This is a genomic window from Luteimonas sp. Soil_C_5, from assembly GCF_057656615.1.
Window position 1 is genome coordinate 211531 of sequence record NZ_JBDGKA010000002.1, and the last position, 22241, is coordinate 233771.

The window sequence follows — 22241 nt, forward strand, 5'->3', positions numbered from 1 at the left end:
AACGCGCGAATCGGCGCGCCGGCCACGAGCCGCTACACTGCGCGCCCACTCGCCATCCGGCCCGGACTCAACGCCGCGCCCCGGACACGCCATGACCGAAACCGCCTCCCTCGCCGGCGATCCGCTGGCCCCTGCGCCCGCCCTGCACGCCCAGCCCGGCGCGCCGCCGCGCGGCAAGCTCTACATCCAGACCCACGGGTGCCAGATGAACGAGTACGACTCGGCCAAGATGGCCGACGTGCTCGCCGCCAGCGACGGCCTGGAGCTCACCGACAACGTCGAAGAAGCGGACGTGGTGCTGGTCAACACCTGCTCGATCCGCGAGAAGGCGCAGGAGAAGGTCTTCAGCCAGCTCGGCCGCTGGAAGGCGCTCAAGAGGGACGGCAAGCCGGTGCTGATCGGCGTCGGCGGCTGCGTCGCGTCGCAGGAAGGCGAAGCGATCGTCAAGCGCGCGCCCTACGTGGACCTGGTGTTCGGTCCGCAGACGCTGCATCGCCTGCCCGAGCTGATCCGCGCCAAGCGCGAGACCGGCCTGCCGCAGGTCGACATCAGCTTTCCCGAGATCGAGAAGTTCGACCGCCTGCCCGAACCGCGCGCCGACGGGCCGAGCGCGTTCGTGTCGATCATGGAAGGCTGCTCGAAGTACTGCTCGTTCTGCGTGGTGCCCTACACCCGCGGCGAGGAAGTCAGCCGGCCGTTCGAGGACGTGCTGGTCGAAGTCGTGCAACTGGCCGGCCAGGGCGTGCGCGAGATCAATCTGCTGGGCCAGAACGTCAATGCGTATCGCGGCCCGATGGGTGACGGTGAGATCGCGGACCTCGGCCTGCTGATCCGCACCATCGCCGAGATCGACGGCGTGGACCGCATCCGTTTCACCACCTCGCACCCGCTGGAGTTCTCCGACTCGCTGGTCGAGGCCTATCGCGACGTGCCGCAGCTGGCGAACTATCTGCATCTGCCGGTGCAGGCCGGCAGCGACCGCATTCTGTCGGCGATGAAGCGCGGCTACACCGCGCTCGAGTTCAAGCAGAAGATCCGCAAGCTCCGCGCGGTGCGTCCGGACATCTCGATCAGCTCGGATTTCATCGTCGGCTTCCCCGGCGAGACCGAGGCCGATTTCGAGAAGACGATGAAGCTGATCGAGGATGTCGGCTTCGACCAGTCGTTCTCCTTCATCTATTCGCGCCGCCCGGGCACGCCGGCCTCGGACATCGAGGATTCGGTGAGCCAGGACGAAAAGCACGCGCGTCTCTCGCGCCTGCAGGCGCATATCAATGCCCACGCGGCCGGCATCTCCGAACGCATGGTCGGCAGCGTGCAGACGGTGCTGGTCGAAGGGCCGTCGCGCAAGGATCCCAACGAACTCACCGGCAAGACCGAGAACATGCGCTCGGTGAACTTTCCGGCGCCGGCGCGACTGATCGGTCAGTTCGTCGATGTCGAGATCACCCACGCGCTGAGCAATTCGCTGCGCGGGCGCGTGGTCGGCGCCTGACGTCGGGCGCATCGTGTCCGCCCTGCCCTTGCCGCTGACGATCCGCGAGATCGATGCGCACGGATTCGAACGCGTTTGGCCGGTATTCCGCGACGTCGTGGCCCGCGGCGACACCTACGCCTATGCGCCGGACATCACGCTGGACGAGGCGCGGGCGCTGTGGACCACATCACCGGCGCGCTGTTTCGTCGCCGAGCGCGGCGCGCAGGTCGTCGGCCTGTATCTGCTCAAGCCGAACCAGCCGGGCCTGGGTGACCATGTCGCCAATGCGGGCTTCATGGTCGCGGCCGAGGCGCGGGGCCAGGGCATCGCCTCGGCGCTGTGCACGCATGCGATGGCGCAGGCGCGCGCAGCCGGCTTCACCGCGATGCAATTCAACTACGTGGTCGCCAGCAATACCGGCGCGATCGCGCTGTGGCAGCGTCACGGTTTCGACATCGTCGGCCGCGTGCCCGGCGCGTTCCGGCATGCAACGCTCGGGCCGACCGACATCCTGGTGATGCACCGCACGCTGTGAACCGGGATGGCCACGGCCACCGGTTGCCACGCATCATTGCGGACCTTGCAGAAGGAGCCATCGCATGCGGTCAGGGATGATCGTCCTCTTGTGTGTCCTGTGCGCCCTGGCCGGCTGTTCCGGCTACAGCGTTGAAGACGACACGGTCTTCTACAACTCGGGCAAGCACGGTCCGGTCGCGATCGAAGGCGCCGACGCCGCGAGTTTCCGCAAGATCAACCGGGAGTACGGCCGCGACCGGAGCCGGGTGTATCTGTGGGGCCGGCCGGTCGCGGAAGCGGATCCGGACACGTTCAAACCCTACGCGCGCACGCACTATGCGCGCGACCGTGCGCAGGTCTATTTCCAGTGGCGCGCCATCGACGGGGCGGACCTCGCGTCGTTCCGGCTGCTCGGACGGCACGGCGTCGACCGGCGACGCGCGTACAGCGGCGGCACGGCGCGCGAGGTCTGCGACATCGCCACGCTCGACCTCGACGCGCACCGCTGGCCAATGGATGCGGCCTGCGTCTACAGCCCGTACAACCTGGTGCGGGTCGACGACGCGGATCGCGCCAGCTTCCGCGCGCTCAGTTCGGCGCACGCCGTCGACCGCGTACGCGGCTACTCGCTGCTCAGCCCCATCGGCGAACCGGCGGCGCACGAGGATCGGCTTCGCCGCGTCGAGGTGTGCGATCCGCAGAGCCTCGCGCTGGAGCAGGACTGGATCACCGACCGCCTGTGCGTCTACAGCGACCGGTTCCACCGGATCGACGGGATCGATCGGGCCAGCTTTCGCGTGATCGACCGGCATTTCGCGGCCGATGCACGCCATGTCATCGACACCGATGGCGCCCGCGTCGATGTCGATCCCGCGACCGCCCGGCCGCATCCGGGCTGCGCGGGCTGCATCCGCGACGCCAACGCCTGTTACCGGGGCCGTCTCCGGATCGATTGCGACACCCGCCACGTGCTGGCCGAGCCGCCCCTGCCCGTGACTTCTGCGCCTGCCGCAGCCCAACCCTAGCCGGCGACAACTGACCGTGCGCCGCGCGCGCGAATCTGCACGGCGACGACATGCCGGCCGCTAGAATCCGCGCCATGACCAATGCCCTTCCCGAACGCACCTTCCTGCTCGAGCCCTCCGATTCGGTGCGCCTGGCCAATCTTGCCGGTCCCTTCGATGGCCACCTGCGCCAGATCGAGCTGCGCCTCGGCGTCGAGATCGCCAATCGCGGCAACATCTTTCGGATCACCGGCCGCGACACCGGCATGCTCGACCGCACCGAGAAGCTGCTCAAGGCCCTGTACGCCGAGACCGAAACCGAGGTGTTCGACAGCCAGGCGGTCGCGATGCGTCTGAGCGATGCGAATGTCGAGGGCGACGACTACCAGCCCCAGGAAGTCGCGGTGCGCGTCAAGCGCGGCACCATCCGCGGCCGCGGACCGAACCAGGCGAAGTACCTGCACCGCATCACCGGCCACGACATCAACTTCGGCATCGGCCCGGCCGGCACCGGCAAGACCTTCCTCGCCGTGGCGATGGCGGTCGAAGCCCTGAACGAGGCCAAGGTGCAGCGTCTGATCCTGGTGCGCCCGGCGGTCGAGGCCGGCGAGAAGCTGGGTTTCCTGCCCGGCGATCTCAGCCAGAAGGTCGACCCCTACCTGCGCCCGCTCTACGACGCGCTGTACGAGATGCTGGGCGTGGAAAAGGTCGCCAAGCTGCTGGAACGCAACGTCATCGAGATCGCACCGCTGGCCTATATGCGTGGCCGCACGCTCAACGATGCCTTCGTGATCCTCGACGAGGCGCAGAACACCACCATCGAACAGATGAAGATGTTCCTGACCCGCCTCGGCTTCGGCAGCACGGCCGTGGTCACCGGCGACATGACCCAGGTCGATCTGCCCAAGCACGTGAAATCCGGCCTCAAGGACGCGATCGACGTGCTGCGCGGCGTCGAAGGCGTCAGCTTCACTTTCTTCGAGGCCCGTGACGTCGTGCGCCACCCGCTGGTCGCCCGTATCGTCACCGCCTACGAGCGGCGCGACGCCGCGAACGACGCGGAGTGACACCGATGACCCAGGGACCGGTCCAGCTCGACATCGCCGTGGGCTATGCCACCGCCCGCAAGGGCGTGCCGGCCGCGGCCAGTTTCCGCCGCTGGGCCGCAGCGGCGCTGGACGGCCGCATCCGCAACGCCGATCTCGCGCTGCGCATCGTGGGCGAAGACGAAGGCCGTGCGCTCAACCGGCATTACCGCGGCAAGGACTACGCGACCAACGTGCTGAGTTTTCCGGCCGAACTGCCAGAGGGCCTGCCCGAAGGCGTGCGCCTGCCGCTGCTCGGCGACCTGGTGATCTGCGCGCCCGTGGTCGCGCGCGAGGCCAGCGAACAGGGCAAGACACTGAATGCGCACTACGCACATCTGACCGTGCACGGCGTGCTGCATCTGCTGGGCTGGGACCACGAGAACACGCCCGAGGCCGAGGCCATGGAGCAGCTGGAACGCGAGATCCTGGCCGAACTCGGCGTCGGCGATCCCTACGCGGGCGAAGTCCGCTGACAGGTCACGTTCGCAGGCCCGCCACGCCGGCCTGCTAGACTGCTGCCACGTCCATCCGGACGCATGCCAACCGAAAAAACCGCACCATGTCCGAGGATGACAGTCGACCTTCCCCCGGTTCCGAACCCCAGGAACGCCGCCGTGGCTGGCTCGAACGCCTGAGCTCCGCGATCTCCGGCGAGCCCAGCAACCGCGACGATCTCGTCGAACTGCTGCGCGATACGCACGCCGACGGCCTGATCGATGCCGACACGCTGCGCATGTTCGAAGGTGCGCTCGGCATTTCCAGCAAGACGGTCGGCGACGTCATGGTGCCGCGCGCACAGATGGTCGCGCTGCCTGCCGATGCGCCCTTCCTCGAACTGATGCGCCAGGTCGTCGAGTCCGGCCATTCGCGCTTCCCGGTGCACGGCGATGACAAGGACGAGATCCTCGGCATCCTGCTGGCCAAGGATCTGCTGCGCGGCGTCGTCGCCGACAACGGCCCCGGCTCGATCCACGAGTTGCTGCGCCCGGCGGTGCTGATTCCCGAGTCGAAGAAACTCAATGTGCTGCTGCGCGAGTTCCGCCAGTCGCGCAACCACATGGCCATCGTCATCGACGAGTACGGCGGCGTCGCCGGACTGGTGACGATCGAGGACGTGCTGGAAGAGATCGTCGGCGAGATCGACGACGAGCACGATGACGCCGAGGATCCGAACGCGCTGATCGCGGCGCAGGCCGACGGCCAGTTCGCGGTGAGCGCGCTGACCCCGATCGCGGATTTCAACGAGCGTTTCGGTTCGGATTTCGACGACGACGAATACGACACCATCGGTGGCGTGATCACCGGTGCGATCGGCCACCTGCCGGAAGTCGGCGAAGAACTGACGCTGGGCCGCTTCGTGTTCCGCGTCACCGATGCCGACTCGCGCCGCCTGCATGCGCTGCACGTCAGCGTGCATGCCGAAGTCTGACCGACGCGCGTGATCGCACGCGCGCTGGCGCTGCTGTTGTGCCTGGGACTGTGGCCGCTGCTCGCGGCCGCACAGGACGTCGCCGATGTCGATGTTCCGCAGATCGGCGTGGCGACGATGCAGCCCGGCGACGTGTTCTTCGAACGCTTCGGCCACAACGCGCTGATCGTCGACGATCCGGCCGAGCCGGAACCGCTGTCCTACAACTTCGGCTTCTTCGACCCGAACGAGCCCGACTTCGTGCCGCGCTTCATCCGCGGCGACATGCGCTACATGCTGGCCGCGTTGCCGTTCGTCGATGACCTGGCCTACTACCGCCAGGTCGGCCGCGGCGTCTCGATCCAGTGGCTGGATCTCGACCCCGACCAGGCGCGCGCACTCGCTGCGGCGCTGGCCGAGAACGCGAAGCCCGAGAACGCGCACTACCGCTACGACTACTTCACCGACAACTGCTCCACCCGCGTGCGCGACGCCATCGACCGCGCACTCGGCGGCGCGCTGCACAGCCAGCTGCAGGGCCGGTCGCGCGGCAACAGCTACCGCGGCGACGCGGTGCGCCTGGCCTCGCCCGCGCTGTGGATGTGGCTCGGGTTCGACATCGGCCTCGGCCCCGCCGCGGACCGGCCCAATGCGCTGTGGGACGACGCCTTCGTGCCAATGCGGCTGGCCGATGCGCTGCGCGACGCACGCAATGTCGACGGGCGGCCGCTGGTGTCGAGCGAACAGGTCATCGTGCCGCACACCCAGGCGCCCGAGCCCGTCGAGCGTCCACGTCTGCTGTGGCCGTGGCTGTTGGCCGGTCTGGCGCTTGGCGCGGCCATCCTGATCGCCGGCCGCACCGCGCCACGCGCCCTGGCGGCGGTCGCCCTGCCCTTCTGGACCGTGGCCGCCCTGCTCGGCGGCGTGATGCTGTTCCTGTGGCTGGGCACCGCCCACGGCTTCGCCTGGCGCAACCAGAACCTGCTGCTGCTCAACCCGCTGTGCCTGCTGCTGCTGCCCGGCGGCTGGCGCATCGCGCGCGGCCGTGCGCCGGGCGCGATGTTCGGCTGGGTGCTCGGCAGCGTGGTGCTGTGCGGCGTCGTCGCGGTGTTCCTGCACTGGCTGCCGGTGCTGCCGCAACGCAATGCGGCGTGGCTGTCGCTGCTGATGCCGGTGCATGTGGCGCTGTTCCGGGTATTGCGGCGGCCGGCAGTGCCGACGCCCCTTCGTTCCTGATCGACATCCCGGCGGCGCTCGACGGACGCAGGTCCGGTCACGCCGGAAGCGCGGCGCAGCAGCGCGAAACGTCGATCGTCCTGTGACTTCGGAACGCGGCCTGTCATCGAATCGCAAGCTGAAGCGTGCGCGGCGCAACGCGCTGTTGGGTTCCTGCTCGCCAGGCGGGTAATGATTCTGCGTGGTGGCCAGAGCTGCGGTGACCACCGACCCGTCGCGCACGTCGCGCCGCGACCGGCTGCCATGGAGGTGGGCCGACGCAGAACCGCACAGATCTTCGGCAACGGGTCAGCCCGAAGAACAACCCTCAACGCGATCGCGAAGGGATTACGCGACGTCGCTGCAGGCAACACCCCTTTTCATCGCGATGACTCGAGCGCGGACCAGGTGGCGCGTTCCGGCTTGCACCGCGGCACTGGTCTGCGAAGCCTGTGTCACCGAGGCGAGTCCCACGGACACACCAGCGCTTGTCGCGCCCGCCGCGGTGGCGGACGATGACGCGATGCAGACCTCCTCCGAACCTGTGCCCGCCGCGGCACCCGCTGCCGCCAATCCAGACTGCGTGGTCAATTGCGCCGTATACGGGTCGGACGGCACCAAGCGCGACATCCTGCTCGACGACATCAGCGACGTGCTGGCGATCGACGACGGCAGCTTCGTGTGGATCGGCCTGTACGAACCGGGCGCCGACGTGCTGGCGCAACTGCAGGAGGAGTTCTGCCTGCACGATCTGGCGATCGAGGACGCCGGCAAGGCGCACCAGCGGCCGAAGATCGAGGCCTACGGCGATTCGCTGTTCATCGTCGCCAATACCGCGCAGGCGATCGACGAACGCATCGCCTACGGCGAGACCCACATCTTTCTCGGCGCGCGCTATCTGGTGACCGTGCGCCATGGCGCGTCGCTGTCGTATGCACCCGCGCGGCAGCGCATCGAACGCGAACCCGAACTGATGGCGATGGGCGCGCCGGCGGCGCTGTACGCGGTGCTGGATGCGATCGTCGACAACTACCTGCCGATCGTCGACGACTTCAAGGCGACGCTCAACGCGCTCGAGCAGGACATCATCAGCGAGCAGTTCCACCGCGGCATCGTGATCCGGCTCTACCAGCTCAAGCGCGAGCTGACCTACATGCGCGTCGCGGTGACGCCGCTGCAGGACGTGCTCTCGCAGCTGGTGCGCAGCAGCAGCCCGCTGATCCCGAGCGAGGCCAAGCTCTACATCCGCGACGTGCTCGACCACTCGGTGCGCATCAACGAGACCATCGATGCGATCCGCGACATCCTCGGCACCGCGCTGGGCGTCAACCAGGCGCTGGTGACGCTGACCCAGGGCGAGACCGTCAAGAAGCTCGGCGCCTGGGCCGCGTTGCTCGCCGCGCCGACGCTGATCACCAGCTGGTACGGCATGAACTTCCACGACATGCCCGAACTCGACGAACGCTATGCGTATCCGCTGCTGATCGGCGGCGTGGGCGTGGTGATGGTCGTGCTCTACCGGATGTTCAAGAAGGCACGCTGGCTGTAGCCAGGCGCGCGCCGCGGGCGCGCATCCCCGGGCGATCGGCCTTGGCGGAGCAGAGCAGCGTCGCGCGAGCACGTACGCCAACGCCCCGCCCGTCTGCTAGGCCGGCCAGAACCTCGACGCCAGTTCCCGGATCGCCAGACCGCCGCCGCCGATCAGGACGGCGAAGTAGACGATCGTCAGCACGTTCATCAGGTGCCCGAGCAGCACCATCAGCCCGTCGCGCTGCAACAGGCCGATCGCCAGGCACATCAGGGCGACGCCGGGCACGGTGTTGCTGAAAGGGATGAAGCCGAACGGCGCCATCAGCAGCACGGCGCCCAGGATCAGCGCGGCATCGTTGAACAGACCGGTGCCACGCCCTTCGCTCATCGCGGCGAAGCGGCCTGGCTTTGTGATGCGCTCGAGCCGCTGCACCCAGGTCAGGCCGACATCGAGCGCGCCGCGCAGGCGACCTGCCGGGACCGAGCGCCGACGGACCGCAGCCGGCAGCCAGAGGGGGCGCCCCATGAGCCGCGCCGCACCGATCAGCACGATCACGGCGCCGAACACGGTACTGACGCCGGGAATCGACACCGGAATCAGGAACACCAGGGTCAGCACGATGACCAGCAGCAACATGCCCTGGGCGCCGAGCTCGTCGACCAGTGGCCCCACCGCCACGTCGCCCTCGGGCAGGCGTGCGATCAGGGACTGCAGCTGCTCACGCAGCGGGGCGTCCGCAGCCGCACTCATCGCGTCGGGCCGGCAGGCGATCGTGTGCGGCACATCCAGCTGCCCCTGTCGTCCATCGTCGTCATCCCGCAACCCGCCGGTGCCCGGCCGCAAAGCGCGCAATGCTAGCAGTCTGTCAGCCCAGCGCCCGGGTATTGCGGCGCGCACGCGCCCCGCCACCCGGACGATCAGCGAAGACTCTGGCCCGGCTTCCGTCTCGCCTGGACATGCAGCCCTCAGCCGGTTCGTGCCGCCGCCGAACCCGCAGCGCGGCGTCATTCGAACACCTCGACGCCTGTGTAAGACGAAAGTCGTACGTCCTGAATTGGCGATTCGGTCGCAATTCCATTGACCCCGCCCGCCGCCGGGGCGACCCTGTGCGCGTCTTCCCCTGGATTAACCGAAAATGAAGGGTGCCATCAATCACGTGGTCTGGGGCGCAGTCGCGCTGCTGGGCGCGTCCTGTATGGGCGTCGTGGCCCTGCGACAAGGCGAACAGATCAGTGCGCTCTGGATCGTCGTGGCCGCAGTCTCGATCTATCTGGTCGCCTACCGCTACTACAGCCTGTACATCGCCGACAAGGTGTTGGGGCTCAATCCGCGTCGGGCAACCCCCGCGCACGCCAACAACGACGGTCTCGATTACGTCCCGACCAACAAGCACGTGCTGTTCGGTCACCACTTCGCCGCCATCGCCGGCGCCGGTCCGCTGGTCGGCCCGGTGCTCGCTGCGCAGATGGGGTATCTGCCCGGCATGCTGTGGCTGATCGTCGGCGTGGTGCTCGCGGGCGCCGTGCAGGACTTCATGGTCCTCTTCATCTCCACGCGCCGGAACGGCCGTTCGCTCGGCGATCTGGTGCGCGAGGAGATGGGCCAGGTCGCCGGCACCATCGCGCTGTTCGGCGCCTTCATGATCATGATCATCATCCTGGCGGTGCTGGCGATGATCGTCGTCAAGGCACTGGCCGAGAGCCCGTGGGGCATGTTCACGGTGATCGCGACGATGCCCATCGCGGTCTTCATGGGCATCTACATGCGCTACATCCGCCCGGGCAAGATCGGTGAAATCTCGATCTTCGGCATCATCGCCCTGCTCGCGGCGATCTGGTTCGGCGGCAAGGTCGGTGCGGATCCCTACTGGGGCCCGGCTTTCACCTTCACCGGCACCCAGATCACCTGGATGCTGATCGGTTACGGCTTCGTCGCCGCGACCCTGCCGGTGTGGCTGCTGCTCGCCCCGCGCGACTACCTGTCGACGTTCCTCAAGATCGGCGTGATCGTCGCGCTGGCGATCGGTATCGTCATCGCCAGTCCGGAAGTCACCACGCTGAAAATGCCGGCGCTGACCGAGTTCGCCTCCACCGGCGACGGTCCGGTCTGGAAGGGCGGCCTGTTCCCGTTCCTCTTCATCACGATCGCGTGCGGCGCCGTCTCCGGCTTCCATGCGCTGATTTCCTCGGGCACCACGCCCAAGCTGCTCGCCAACGAAACCCACGCCCGCTACATCGGCTACGGCGGCATGCTGATGGAATCGTTCGTGGCGATCATGGCGCTGGTCGCGGCCTCGATCCTCGATCCGGGCATCTACTTCGCGATGAACAGCCCGGCCGCAGTCCTCGGCACGGACGTGCAGAGCGCAGCGGCCGCGGTCAGCCAGATGGGCTTCGTCATCACGCCCGAGGCGCTGGAACTCAAGGCCCAGCAGATCGGCGAAAGCACGATCATCTCGCGCGCCGGTGGCGCACCGACGCTCGCCGTCGGTATCGCGGTGATCCTGCATGACGCCCTGCCCGGCACCGGCGACGGCGCCATGGCGTTCTGGTACCACTTCGCGATCCTGTTCGAGGCGCTCTTCATCCTGACCGCCGTCGACGCGGGTACCCGCGCCGGTCGCTTCATGCTGCAGGACCTGCTCGGCAACTTCGTGCCAGTGCTGCGCAAGACCGAGAACTGGGGTGCAAACGCACTCGGTACCGCGGGCTGTGTCGCGCTGTGGGGCTACTTCCTCTATCAGGGCGTCGTGGATCCGCTGGGTGGCATCAATACCCTGTGGCCGCTGTTCGGTATCGCCAACCAGATGCTCGCGGGCATCGCGCTGATGCTGTGCACGGTGGTGCTGTTCAAGATGAAGAAGGACCGCTACGCATGGGTCACGGTCGTCCCGGCGGTGTGGCTGCTGATCTGCACCACGTCCGCAGGCCTGATCAAGCTGTTCGACCCGAAGCCGGCCATGGGCTTCCTCGCCCAGGCCCGCCACTACCAGGCGGCGCTGGCCAACGGCGAACTGCTGGGCGCGGCCAAGACCGCCGGCCAGATGCGCCAGGTCATCGTCAACGGCTACGTCAATGCCGGTCTGACGACGCTGTTCCTGTTCGTGGTCTTCAGCGTGTTGTTCTTCGCGGTCCGCGCAATCCTCAAGGCCCGCCGCGCACCCGCGCCGACGGCGAAGGAATCGCCGTTCGTGGAGCTGACGCCCGAGCAGCAGCAGACATGGATGTGAGCGGCCGGGGCGTGACCGGAGCGCAGGGCTGATGGCCGGCGCACTCGTCCCGCTGGAGCACTTCGCCACACACAAGCGTGTGTGGCGGAGGGTCGTGCAGACCGCACGGCTGTGCTGCGGCATCCCGGACTACGACAACTACGTCCGCCACATCCTCGAGAAGCATCCCGACCGCGAGCCGATGGACTACAAGACCTTCTTCCGCGAACGGCAGGATGCGCGCTTCGGCGGGCGCAACGGCTTCCGCTGCTGCTGAGCGGATGCACTGAAACGACGACGGGCGGAACCGCAAGGTTCCGCCCGTTTTTCATTGTGTAACCGGAAAGTCGTTGCGCGCCCGATGCGGGCGGAACGGCGCGGGCGCGTGGCCCGCGATCAGGTCTCGGGCGTCAGCGTGCGGCCGTACTGGTAGGACAGCAGGGCCTTGATCAGGAAATCGACCTGCAGCGGCTGGCGCGCATCCACGCGCAGCACCGGAATCCGGTAGCCGCGGGCGAGCAGCGCATCGCGGAACTCGGGCAGCGTGAACGCATCCGCCAGGTCCGTGCGGGTGACGCCGACCGCGAAGCAGGCCTGCGGCGCGAGTTCGCCGAACCGCTGCAACAGGCGGTCGGTGCTCTCCAGCCGCTCCGGATGTTCGGCACTGACCAGCACGATGATGCCGAGCGCGCCTTCGGCCACCATCGGCCACATGAAATCGAGATAGGCCTGACCGGGCACGCCGTAGACGTGCAGCAGTTCGCCGGTGTCGAGTTCGATCGAGCTGTAGTCCAGCGCGACCGTGGTGTGCGTCTTGCCGGACGTGACCTCGTCGCTGATCGGCATCTCGGTGCTGACCGGCTCGTGGTCGGAAATGGACCGGATGGCGGTGGTCTTGCCCGCGCCCATGTCGCCCACGAATACGAGCTTGGTGGTGACGTTATCCACGGTGTCCTCCGAATTGCATTCCAAACCGACGGGCAACGCGTGCCAGGAAACCCACTGACGGCAGGTCCACGGCCGCGACAGCCCGGGCCGGCGCACGCACGATGCGGCGTTCCGCCGGCTGCGCAAGCCCACTGTGATGGATGGCCGCGAAGATCCGGGCCACCTCCGCGTCCGGCAGGCCGCAGGCCTGCGCCAGTGCGGCCGATGACCAGTCGCGGTGCAGCAGGCAGGTCAGCGGCAACAGCCAATGGGCCGGCAGCGTATCGGATTCGACGATCGGCCAGCCCTTCAGGCCGATCACCGTCGTCCGCGGTGCATCGCCGACTTCCACGTCCTGCGCGATCGCCGCACGCCAGACGAAAGTCTCCAGCGCGCTGGTGTACGGAAACGCCGCGCGCCGGTCTTCGAACGCCGCATCGGCCAGCGCCTGCATGCGCCAGCCGGGCTGCGCGCAGGTCGCGATCAGGGTCTCCAGATCGCCGGCAGTGGCGAGATGCAGCAGGCCGCGGCGCCGGTCGATCGCCACGCGAAGACCGGCATGCTCGAGCACGGCGATGGTGCCGGCCGTCTCGGTGGCGAGGTCCAGCGCAGTTGGCAGCGACGCGACCGCATAGGCCGCCACGACCGGCTCGGACGATGGCGGCACACGGATCTGGATCGGCACCGGCGCTTCGCGCGGCGGCCCCTCGGTCAGCAGCGTATGCAGCCGGTCGAACAGATCCTTGACCGTGGCGCCATGCCGCAGCGCACTGCCGGACGCGCCGACGTCGCGGGCGATCCGCAGTACGGTGATGTCGGCCTGACGGCCCTGCTCCGCCGCGGCAACGCCGTGCGGATCGTCCGTGCCGGCGACGAGCAGATGGACGTCGGGTCCCGGCCAGTCACGCAGTTCGGCATGCACGCGCTCGGCCATCAGCAGCGAGCATGCAACTTTCAGCCGCGTCATGTGCAGCACGTCGAGGCCGGCCGCCGCGATGCTCGCATGTCGAAATCGGGGGGTGGTCATCGGTCCGGACAGAAAAAAGAAAGCGCGACCGCCGCCGGCATGCGGCAGCGGTCGGAACGGGATCGCCCCGCAGGATTACTTGAAGTCGAGGGTGCGCTCGAACGACTTCAGCTCATGGCGGGCCATGGCGAGGTTGGACTTCGCTCGGTCCAGCACGACGTACAGGAACAGCGCCTCGTTGCTCTCCAGCGGACGGATCAGGTGGTACTGGTTGCTGAGCGTGATCAGCACGTCCTCGATGGTGTCCGAGAGGCCGAGCATCTTGGCCACGTTGCGCTTCGAACGGATCACTTCGGTGTTGCCTGCCGCCGCCACGTCGAGATCCAGCGAGCCGCCGCCCAGCGTGCCGAGTGCCATGCCGCTGTCGCTGTCGACCAGTGCCGCGCCGATGAAACCGGCGACGCTGTTGAGCTGATCGAGACTGAAATTGCCTGCCATGTGATGTCCTTGCCTCATGTTGGGATGGTGGAACCGGAGCGTCGCGCGCGGTCTGCCGCCCACGAATGCGGGAGGCGACTGCGCAGGACGGAAAACTAGATCAGCGTGCGGATACGCGCCGCGCACTCGCGGGCCGCGAACAGCAGCACGGCCAGGGTGGCCTGCTGCTCGCCGAGCACGGCCAGCGTGTACGGCCGCGTGCCGTTGATCCGGATGACGACCAGACTGCCGTGCACCGTCGAAATGGTGGCGTGGTCGGCCGCCGACATCCCCACTTCCCGGGCGAGGGTTTCGCCGAGCGTGAGGAAGGAATTGGTCATCGCCGCGACGCGGCGCGGATCGAGACGGGCATGGGTCCACTCGGCGAGCGCACGACCGTCCGCGCTCGAGAGCAGCAGCATCGAGACGCCTTTCGCGCGCGTCTGCACGCGTTCGAACTCCTCGCGGATCGCGTCCACGTCGACGCGCGCGGCGCCCGGGCCGCGTTCGCTCATGCTGACCACCTTGTCCAACGTTGCCTGCTGCACGATCGATGTCCGTTTCAAACCGGGACAGCATCAAGCATGGTTCGTGCCAAGCGCACGATCGCATCGTGACGGGCATCCCAATCGAAGCGCGACCGCGGCACACCACGTCGCGGTGTCGCATCGGGTCGGTGGATGACGCAGTGCGTCATAACCGGCGCGCCCGGCTTGCGGGCGACGCCGGATGACGTGCAGCGGGGGCGTTACTGGCCCGCCATCATCCGCAGGATCTGGCCGATGAAATACGCGATCAGCGTGCCGGTCGCGTAGCCCACTGTGCCCAGCAGCACGCCCACCGGCGCCAGCGACGGATGGAAGGCCGCGGCGATCACCGGCGCCGAGGCGGCCGCGCCGATGTTGCCCATCGAACCGACGCCGAAATAGAACAGCGGCGCCTTGACCAGGCGCGCCGCGCCCCAGATCACCAGCACGTGCACCGCCATCCAGATCGCGCCGATGGCGATGAGCTCGGGGCGGTCGGCCAGCTTGAGGAAATCCATCTGCATGCCGATGCAGGCGATCAGGAAATACAGGCACACCGTGCCGACCTTCGACGCGCCGGCGCTTTCCAGCCTGCGCGCCGGGGTGAAGCTCAGCAGCAGGCCGATCAGCGTGGACACCACGACCACCCACACGAACGACGAATCTAGGCTGAAACGCGAGGCCCATTCGAAGCCGCCGAACCAGGCCGACACCGGATTGGAGATCGCATGCGCCAGTCCGACGATGCCGAAGGCCACGCCGATGATGACCATCAGGTCGGTCAGCGTGGGAATGCGCGCGTTCGCGGCCTCGTAGGCGGCGATGCGGTGCTTCATCTCGTCGATGGCCGTGGTGTCGGCGCCCGATTTCAGATCGATCTGGGTGGCGCGGTTGGCGAGGAACAGCAGCGTCGCCATCCACATGCTGGCCATCGCCACGTCGACCACCGCGAACTGGCCGAACAGGGTGGCATCGACCTCGTAGACCTCGCGGATCGCGACCATGTTGGCACCGCCGCCGATCCAGCTGCCGGCCAGCGCCGCCATGCCCTTCCACGTATCACCGGCGACGGCCGGCGGATGCAGCCATTCCATGACCTGGAACGACACGATCGCGCCCAGCACCACACCCACGGTGCCGGCGACGAAGACGAACAGCAGCTTCGGCCCCAGCTTGAGGATGCCCTTGAGGTCGATCGACAGCGTCAGCAGCACCAGCGCCGCCGGCAGCAGCACGCGGCTGGCGATCGGGTTGTAGAGGCTGTTGTTCTCACCGTCGATCAGGCCGACCGTGTTGTAGAACGCCGGCACGAAGTAGCACAGCAGCAGCGCCGGCACCCAGGCGAAGAACTTCTTCCAGAACGGCGTCGGCCCGCTGGCCAGCCAGAAGATCAGGCCCAGCGTGGCGGCGATGAGGCCGAACAGGACGATGTCGCTGGTGATCAGCGCGGTGGTGGGCACGGTGGACTCGATCGCCATCGACAGGGGATTCCGGGACAGAAGGGGATTTCAGAAAGAGAACGGCCGGCGCGGGGCCGGCCGTTCGGGGACGCTTACTGGCCGATGTGCTGCTCGAGCCAGGCGTTGACGGTGTCGTGCCAGAGGATGCTGTTACCGGGCTTGAGCACCCAGTGGTTCTCGTCCGGGAACACCAGCAGCTTCGACTCGATGCCCTTGCGCTGCAGCGCGGTGAACGAGGACAGGCTCTGGTCGATCGGCACGCGGAAATCGTTCTGGCCGGCGACGACCAGCGTCGGCGTCGTCCACTTCTCGATGTGGCGGGCCGGATTGAACTTCTCGTAGGCGCGCGGGTTGTCGGCCACGGTGCCGCCGAACTCCCATTCGGTGAACCACAGTTCTTCGGTCACCAGGCCCATCGAACGGGTGTCGAACACGCCGTTGTGGTTGACCATGCACTTGAAAGGCGCATTGCCGCGGCGGTCGAACCAGTTGCCGGCGATCCAGTTGATCATGTAGCCGCCGTAGCTCGCGCCGAGCGCGCAGGCGCGGTCACCGTCGAGGAACGCGTACTGCTGCTGCGCCGCAGCCCAGCCCTTCTGCAGGTCTTCGAGCGGCTTGCCGCCCCAGTCGCCGCTGATCGCATCGGTGAACGCCTGGCCGTAGCCGGTGGAGCCGTGGAAATCGATCATGACCACGGCGTAGCCCTTGGCGGCATAGGTCTGCGGATTCCAGCGGTAGCTCCAGCCGTTGCCGAAGCTGCCCTGCGGACCGCCGTGGATCAGGAACGCGACCGGATAGGTCTGGCCTTCCTGGTAGTTCGACGGCTTGACCACGTAGCCGTAGACGGTGGCATTGCCGGCGCCGCGGAACGAGAACTGCTCGGCCTCGCCCAGCGCGACCCCGGGCAGGCGCTCGCCGGTGGTTTCGGTGATCTTGCGCAGCGGCGGCTCGCCTTCGCCCGCCGTGCCCAGCGCCTGCAGCGAACCGGTGTAGAGCACGTCGCCGGTCTGCAGGCTGTTGCGGGTCAGCGCCACCGTGTCACCGGCGACCGCGAACGCCGACACCGAACCGTCGCCCACCAGCGGGGTGACGTCGCCGCTGGCGACGTCGACGCGGAACAGCGGGTACTGGCCGACGTCCTGCGCGGCGACGTACAGCGTGCGGCCGTCTTCGGACGGCGTGAGGCTGCTCGGCGAACGGTCCCAGCGCGGCGCGATCTCGCGCGACGCGCCGCTGGCCACGTCCATCGCCATCAGCGCGTAACGGTCGGCTTCGAAGCCGGGGCGCTTCATGGCGCGATAGAACAGCGTGCCGCCGTCGGCGCTGAAGACCGGACCGGTATCGGTCGCGGCATTGGCTTCGGTGAGGTTCACCGGCGCAGCGTCACCCACCGCATCGATGCGGTAGAGATCGAAGTTGGTCGACCACGGTTCGGTGCGACCCGCGATGCGCACGCTGGCCACCAGCGACTGGCCATCCGGCGCCCAGGTGTAATCGTCGGCGCCGCCGAAGGGCTTGGCCGGAATGTCGCCTTCCAGCGCATGGCCCAGCGCGCGCACGGTCTTCACCGCGCCCGCGCGGGCGGCCGGCAGGTCGGCGACGAACAGGCGGCTGCGGGTGCCGTTGCCCCAGGTGTCCCAGTGGCGCACGAACAGCTGGTCGTAGACGACACCGGTGGCCGGCGCGTCCTTGCGTTCGGTATGGCGCGCCTTGGTGCAGGCGAGATCGGCTGCGCAGTCGGCGAAGGTGTCGGCGCTGAACGCGACGCGCGTGCCATCGGGCGAGACCTGGTAGCTGCCGACGTCGACCGCGACATCGGTCAGCTGCCGCGGCGTGCCGCCCGTCAGCGGCATCGCATACAGCTGCGCGCTGCCGTTCTTCGCGCTGAGGAAGTACAGCGTCTGCCCGTCGGCCGAGAGCGACGGCGAATTGACGTTCCAGCCCGCCGGGGTCACGCGGCGCGGCGGCGCCATGTCGCGGGTGACCAGATTGCGCGCATAGATCGCGGTCTCGGCCTTGCTGCCGTCGGCCTCGGCGCTGCGCTGGGCGAAGACCAGCTGGCGACCGTCCTCCGAGAGCACCGGCGACGACACCCGGTCGATCGAGACGAGGTCGCGCACATCCAGGCCACGGGTCTGGGCGGCCAGGGGCAGCGCAGCGAGCAGGCACAGGGGCAACACGGCAAGACGCATGGACATGGCGCGGACTCCGGACAAAGAGCCCGAATGGTAGGCCGCGGCCGCGATGCAGGCAAAGCGGTGTGTGTACTGTCTGCCGGATCCTGCAGAAGGCGCGGGACCAGCGGCCTGACACGCGCCAGGGCCGATCTGGCGAGCCCACATGCGCCCCCGCCACCGGCTGGAATCGGCACATCGCGGCGGGCCGCGGCGCTCCTATACTCGCGGCTTCAACACCTCCGGAGTGCGCCATGGGCGCCTCGCTGTCCCGCGGCCACGCACCCGGCGCCGATTTCCTCGGCCACCCCAAAGGCGTCTTCGTCTGCTTCTTCACCGAGATGTGGGAGCGCTTCTCGTTCTACGGGATGAAGGCGCTGCTGCTCCTCTACATCCTCAAGTACCACCTGTTCGGCGACGACGCGGGCTTCGATCTGCTCGGCGCCTATGGCGGCCTGGTCTATGCGGTGCCGGTGATCGGCGGACTGCTGGCCGATCGCTACCTGGGCATGCGCAAGGCGGTCGTGCTCGGCGGCGTGCTGCTGGTGCTCGGCCATCTGGGCATGGCCTACGAGGGCGAGCAAGCGCGCATCGTCGATGGCGTCGTCGTCCGCGACGAAGCCGCACTGCAGGTGTTCTACCTGTCGCTGGCGCTGATCATCATGGGCGTCGGTTTCCTGAAGCCGAATATCTCGACGATCGTCGGCAAGCTCTACGCGCCCGAGGATCCGCGGCGCGATTCCGGGTTCACGCTGTTCTATGCGGGCATCAACGTCGGCGCGCTGTTCGCGAGTCTGGTCTGCGCGTTCCTGGGTGAGACCTACGGCTGGAAGTACGGCTTCGGCGCGGCCGGCATCGGCATGATCGCCGGGCTGATCGTCTTCATCTGGGGCCAGAAGTATCTCTACGGCCTGGCCGAACCGAACGATCCGGCGAAGCTGCGCGAACGCATTGGCCCGCTGTCGCGCGAGTGGTGGATCTATGCCGGCAGCGTCGCCGGCGCGCTGCTGGTCTGGCAGCTGATCCAGCGCACCTGGACCGTGCATGGCGCGATGCATCTGATCGCGGTCACGCTCGCGGTGTGGTTCGTCTGGTTCCTCGTGCGCCACTGCACGAAAGTCCAGCGGCAGCAGATGCTGGCGCTGGTGCTGCTGATCATCGGCGTGCTGATCTTCTTCACTCTCTATGAGCAGACCTATGGCTCCTGGGTCACGTTCACCGACCGCATGTTGACCAAGGACCTGTTCGGCCTGACCCCCGGCGATTACCAGCCGGGCATTCCCTGGGCGATCTTCGCGCTCGCCAGCAGCCCGATCCTGATGGTCACCGCGCTGCGCGCCAGTGATCGCGGCAACGGCGGGCTGGCGAAGACGGCCGTCATCGCGATGGTCGTCGCGCTGGCGATCGCGCTGGTCCACGACGTCGTACTGGTGCCGCAGACCGCCGGCTCGCTGACCTTCCTCGGCGCGTTCTTCATCGTCGTACTGGCGCCAATCTTCTCGTGGCTGTGGCCGTGGCTGGACCGCCGCGGGCTCAACCCGAGCAAGCCGGCAAAGATGGCCATCGGCCTCGTGTTCGCCGGCCTCGCCTTCGTGCCGCTGATGCTGGCTGCGCAGTCCGCCGGCAGCGGCGTACTCGCCAGCGTGTGGTGGCTGGTGCTGGCGTATTTCCTGCTGGAACTGGGCGAGATGTGCCTGTCGCCGATCGGCCTGTCGGCGGTGACCCAGCTGTCGGTCGCGCGCGTCGTCGGCCTGATGATGGGCGCGTTCTGGCTGGCGACCGCGTATTCGGAAGTGCTGGCCGCGCAGTTCGGCAAGCTGACCTCGATGGAGGTGCTCGAAGGCGAGACCTTCGACATGGCGGTCGCGGCCTCGCGCTACGCCGATCTGTTCCAGCTGATGCTGTGGATCGGCGTCGGCTCGGGCATCGCCTATTTCGTGCTGTCGCCACTGGTGCGGCGCTGGATGCACGGGGTGCGCTGAGGCGGAACGCCGATCCCTGAAACGCGGAACCCCCGATCGCTCGGGGGTTCGTGCAGTACATCGGGCGACGCGACGTCCGATCAGAACGGAATATCGTCGTCCGAGAAGTCGTCCATCGGTGCGGGACGCTGCTGCTGCGGGGCCGACTGGCGCGAAGGTGCCGGGCCGCGCTGCTGCGGGGCATCGCCGCCACCGCCGCCGCCGCCGCCGGCCGGACGCTGCGGACGGCTGCTGCGCTCGTAATTGCCGCCACCGCCACCGCCGCCGCCGTCACCACGGCCGCCGAGCATCTGCATCTCGTTGGCGACGATGTCGGTCGAGTACTTCTCCACGCCGTCCTGGCCGGTGTACTTGTCGTAGCGGATCTCGCCTTCGACATAGCACTGGCTGCCCTTGCGCAGGTACTCGCCGGCGATCTCGCCGAGCTTGCCGAAGAACACCACGCGGTGCCATTCGGTGCGCTCCTGCTTGTTGCCGTCCTTGTCGTTGCGCACGCTGGTCGTGGCCAGGCTGATGCGGGTCACGGCCATGCCGCCCTGGGTGTACTTGGTGTCGGGGTCGTTGCCGAGATTGCCGACCAGGATGACTTTGTTGACGCCGCGGGCCATGGGAATTCCTTGGATTGCGCCGGCCTGTGGGCCGACGTGATGGATTTCGACATCACAGTATAAAGCGCCCCGCCCCTGCCGTCCGCGCGGCCCGCATGCGGCGCTGGGGGGCATCCGCACGCCGCCGTCGGGCGTTGCCTATAATCCCGGGCCTGCCTGTCCCGGATCCTGCATGAACAACGTCGCCCAACCGGCCGCCCGCCTCGATCTGCCGGCGATCCAGGCCCTCGCCGCCGGCGACATGGCCGCCATCGACGCGCTGATCCGCGACCGGCTGGCTTCCGACGTGGTGCTGATCAACCAGGTCGCCGAACACATCGTCTCGGCGGGCGGCAAGCGCCTGCGGCCGATGCTGGTGATGCTGGCCGGGCGCGCGACCGGCACCGTCGGCGCCGAGCACCACCAGCTGGCGGCGATCGTGGAGTTCATCCACACGTCGACCCTCCTGCACGACGACGTGGTCGACGAATCCGACCTGCGCCGCGGCCGCAGCACCGCGAATGCGATCTGGGGCAACGCCGCCAGCGTGCTGGTCGGCGACTTCCTGTATTCGCGCAGCTTCCAGCTGATGGTCGAACTCGACCGCATGCCGGTGATGCGCATCCTCGCCGACACCACCAACCGCATCGCCGAGGGCGAAGTGCTGCAGCTGCTGCACGTGCGCAACCCGGACACCGACGAGGCCGCCTACCTCAACGTCATCGAGCGCAAGACCGCGGTGCTGTTCGCCGCCGGCACGAAGCTCGGCGCGCTGGCCTCCGGCGCGGACGACGCCACGCAGCAGGCGCTGTACGACTACGGGATGCAACTGGGCTACGCATTCCAGATCGCCGACGATGTGCTCGACTACTCGGGCGATGCCGACGCGCTGGGCAAGAACCTCGGCGACGACCTCGCCGAAGGCAAGGCCACGTTGCCGCTGATCCACGCGATGGAACAGGCCACACCGGATGTACGCGCGCGTCTGCGGACCATCATCGAGACCGGCGATACCGATGCGCTGCCCGAAGTGCTGGCCGCGATCGAAGCCGCCGGCAGCCTCGACTACAGCCGCGCCCGCGCGCTCGCATACGCCGAGGCGGCCGAACGTGGGCTCGCCGGACTCGGCGACAACGATGCCGTCGCCGCACTGCGCGGCCTGGCGCGTTACGCGGTAGAGCGCGGGCACTGATGGCTTCGGTGCCGCGGAGCGTGCGCTGCTGCTCGGAGCAAAGGGCGTCGGCCCGACCGTGATCTCGAGGCTCGAGCAGATCGGCTACAGCACGCTTGCGCAACTGTCGGAGGCCGAGGTCACCGACATCACAGCGCAGGTCGCGCAGATGCTCGGTACCACCTGCTGGCGCAACAGTCCGCAGGCACGCGCTGCGATCTCGGCAGCGATCAACGTGGCGGTATCGCATCGCGAGGTTGCGTAGGCCTGGTCCACAGCTTCAACCATGCGCGGCCTACCCTCCGCCGATCGCCAGCGCAGCAACACTTAACGTCGACACCAGTTTCGCCGCGTCCGGCCGTGCGAGATTGACTGCTAAGCGCCCGGTAGAAATCACACCTGCCATCCCGACGCCGCGTGACCAGGCGCGCCTGACAGGTGTCGCGACCCGACACCGTCGCCGCCGTTTTCTGTAGGAGCGCGCTTGCGCGCGAAATGGCGTTCGTTGCAGAAGTCCACTCG

General features: G+C 67.9%; 21 protein-coding genes. 13 read left to right on the plus strand and 8 right to left on the minus strand.

Annotated features, from left to right (window positions below; all coding sequences use genetic code 11):
• Positions 1-91: 91 nt before the first annotated feature.
• From miaB to AC3A5K_RS05370, 8 genes are all read left to right on the plus strand, one after another.
• Positions 92-1495 (plus strand): tRNA (N6-isopentenyl adenosine(37)-C2)-methylthiotransferase MiaB, encoded by a 1404-nt coding sequence (miaB, locus tag AC3A5K_RS05335; RefSeq protein WP_487616483.1) that lies wholly within the window; start codon positions 92-94, stop codon positions 1493-1495.
• A gap of 13 nt (positions 1496-1508) precedes the next feature.
• On the plus strand, positions 1509-2012 hold the full coding sequence (locus AC3A5K_RS05340; protein WP_487616484.1) for an N-acetyltransferase family protein: 504 nt from the start codon (positions 1509-1511) through the stop codon (positions 2010-2012).
• Between the two features lie 64 nt (positions 2013-2076).
• On the plus strand, positions 2077-3018 hold the full coding sequence (locus AC3A5K_RS05345) for a DKNYY domain-containing protein (RefSeq protein WP_487616485.1): 942 nt from the start codon (positions 2077-2079) through the stop codon (positions 3016-3018).
• A 74-nt stretch (positions 3019-3092) separates the two neighbouring features.
• On the plus strand, positions 3093-4064 hold the full coding sequence (locus AC3A5K_RS05350) for a PhoH family protein (protein ID WP_487616486.1): 972 nt from the start codon (positions 3093-3095) through the stop codon (positions 4062-4064).
• A 5-nt stretch (positions 4065-4069) separates the two neighbouring features.
• Entirely contained in the window at positions 4070-4558 is a 489-nt protein-coding gene (gene ybeY / locus AC3A5K_RS05355; protein ID WP_487616487.1) for an rRNA maturation RNase YbeY, read from the plus strand.
• A gap of 86 nt (positions 4559-4644) precedes the next feature.
• A complete protein-coding gene (locus AC3A5K_RS05360; RefSeq protein ID WP_487616488.1) occupies positions 4645-5514 on the plus strand; it encodes a CorC family transporter in 870 nt (289 codons plus the stop codon).
• 9 nt (positions 5515-5523) lie between these two features.
• Positions 5524-6729 carry a lipoprotein N-acyltransferase Lnb domain-containing protein gene (locus tag AC3A5K_RS05365; RefSeq protein WP_487616489.1) on the plus strand — a complete coding sequence of 402 codons (1206 nt, stop codon included), beginning with the start codon at positions 5524-5526 and terminating at the stop codon, positions 6727-6729.
• 502 nt (positions 6730-7231) lie between these two features.
• Complete coding sequence (locus AC3A5K_RS05370) at positions 7232-8257, plus strand: magnesium and cobalt transport protein CorA (RefSeq protein ID WP_487616490.1); 1026 nt, start codon at positions 7232-7234, stop codon at positions 8255-8257.
• Between the two features lie 96 nt (positions 8258-8353).
• Here AC3A5K_RS05370 and AC3A5K_RS05375 read toward each other — a convergent pair whose 3' ends face one another.
• A complete protein-coding gene (locus AC3A5K_RS05375) occupies positions 8354-8989 on the minus strand; it encodes an exopolysaccharide biosynthesis protein (RefSeq protein ID WP_487616491.1) in 636 nt (211 codons plus the stop codon).
• Positions 8990-9374: 385 nt separating this feature from the next.
• On the opposite strand from AC3A5K_RS05375, the gene AC3A5K_RS05380 reads away from it, so the two are divergent.
• On the plus strand, positions 9375-11468 hold the full coding sequence (locus tag AC3A5K_RS05380; RefSeq protein WP_487616492.1) for a carbon starvation CstA family protein: 2094 nt from the start codon (positions 9375-9377) through the stop codon (positions 11466-11468).
• 31 nt (positions 11469-11499) lie between these two features.
• Positions 11500-11724, plus strand: coding sequence for a YbdD/YjiX family protein (locus tag AC3A5K_RS05385; RefSeq protein ID WP_487616493.1), 225 nt, complete (start codon positions 11500-11502; stop codon positions 11722-11724).
• Positions 11725-11843: 119 nt separating this feature from the next.
• Here AC3A5K_RS05385 and AC3A5K_RS05390 read toward each other — a convergent pair whose 3' ends face one another.
• The 6 genes from AC3A5K_RS05390 to AC3A5K_RS05415 all read right to left on the minus strand — a co-directional run bounded on the left by AC3A5K_RS05390 (position 11844) and on the right by AC3A5K_RS05415 (position 18003).
• Positions 11844-12356 carry a GTP-binding protein gene (locus AC3A5K_RS05390; protein ID WP_487617058.1) on the minus strand — a complete coding sequence of 171 codons (513 nt, stop codon included), beginning with the start codon at positions 12354-12356 and terminating at the stop codon, positions 11844-11846.
• A 31-nt stretch (positions 12357-12387) separates the two neighbouring features.
• Positions 12388-13401 (minus strand): hypothetical protein, encoded by a 1014-nt coding sequence (locus AC3A5K_RS05395; RefSeq protein WP_487616494.1) that lies wholly within the window; start codon positions 13399-13401, stop codon positions 12388-12390.
• Between the two features lie 75 nt (positions 13402-13476).
• Positions 13477-13839 (minus strand): roadblock/LC7 domain-containing protein, encoded by a 363-nt coding sequence (locus AC3A5K_RS05400; RefSeq protein ID WP_487616495.1) that lies wholly within the window; start codon positions 13837-13839, stop codon positions 13477-13479.
• Between the two features lie 95 nt (positions 13840-13934).
• On the minus strand, positions 13935-14333 hold the full coding sequence (locus AC3A5K_RS05405; protein ID WP_487616496.1) for a roadblock/LC7 domain-containing protein: 399 nt from the start codon (positions 14331-14333) through the stop codon (positions 13935-13937).
• A gap of 233 nt (positions 14334-14566) precedes the next feature.
• A complete protein-coding gene (locus AC3A5K_RS05410; protein ID WP_487616497.1) occupies positions 14567-15823 on the minus strand; it encodes a DUF819 family protein in 1257 nt (418 codons plus the stop codon).
• 74 nt (positions 15824-15897) lie between these two features.
• Positions 15898-18003: a dipeptidyl-peptidase 5 gene (locus AC3A5K_RS05415; protein WP_487616498.1), complete on the minus strand. Its 2106-nt coding sequence runs from the start codon at positions 18001-18003 to the stop codon at positions 15898-15900.
• Between the two features lie 230 nt (positions 18004-18233).
• On the opposite strand from AC3A5K_RS05415, the gene AC3A5K_RS05420 reads away from it, so the two are divergent.
• Entirely contained in the window at positions 18234-19961 is a 1728-nt protein-coding gene (locus tag AC3A5K_RS05420; protein WP_487616499.1) for a peptide MFS transporter, read from the plus strand.
• Between the two features lie 80 nt (positions 19962-20041).
• On the opposite strand, the gene AC3A5K_RS05425 is transcribed toward AC3A5K_RS05420, so the two are convergent.
• On the minus strand, positions 20042-20569 hold the full coding sequence (locus tag AC3A5K_RS05425; protein WP_487616500.1) for a single-stranded DNA-binding protein: 528 nt from the start codon (positions 20567-20569) through the stop codon (positions 20042-20044).
• 172 nt (positions 20570-20741) lie between these two features.
• On the opposite strand from AC3A5K_RS05425, the gene AC3A5K_RS05430 reads away from it, so the two are divergent.
• Positions 20742-21740: a polyprenyl synthetase family protein gene (locus AC3A5K_RS05430; protein WP_487616501.1), complete on the plus strand. Its 999-nt coding sequence runs from the start codon at positions 20742-20744 to the stop codon at positions 21738-21740.
• A 58-nt stretch (positions 21741-21798) separates the two neighbouring features.
• Positions 21799-21984: a hypothetical protein gene (locus AC3A5K_RS05435; protein WP_487616502.1), complete on the plus strand. Its 186-nt coding sequence runs from the start codon at positions 21799-21801 to the stop codon at positions 21982-21984.
• Positions 21985-22241: the final 257 nt, after the last annotated feature.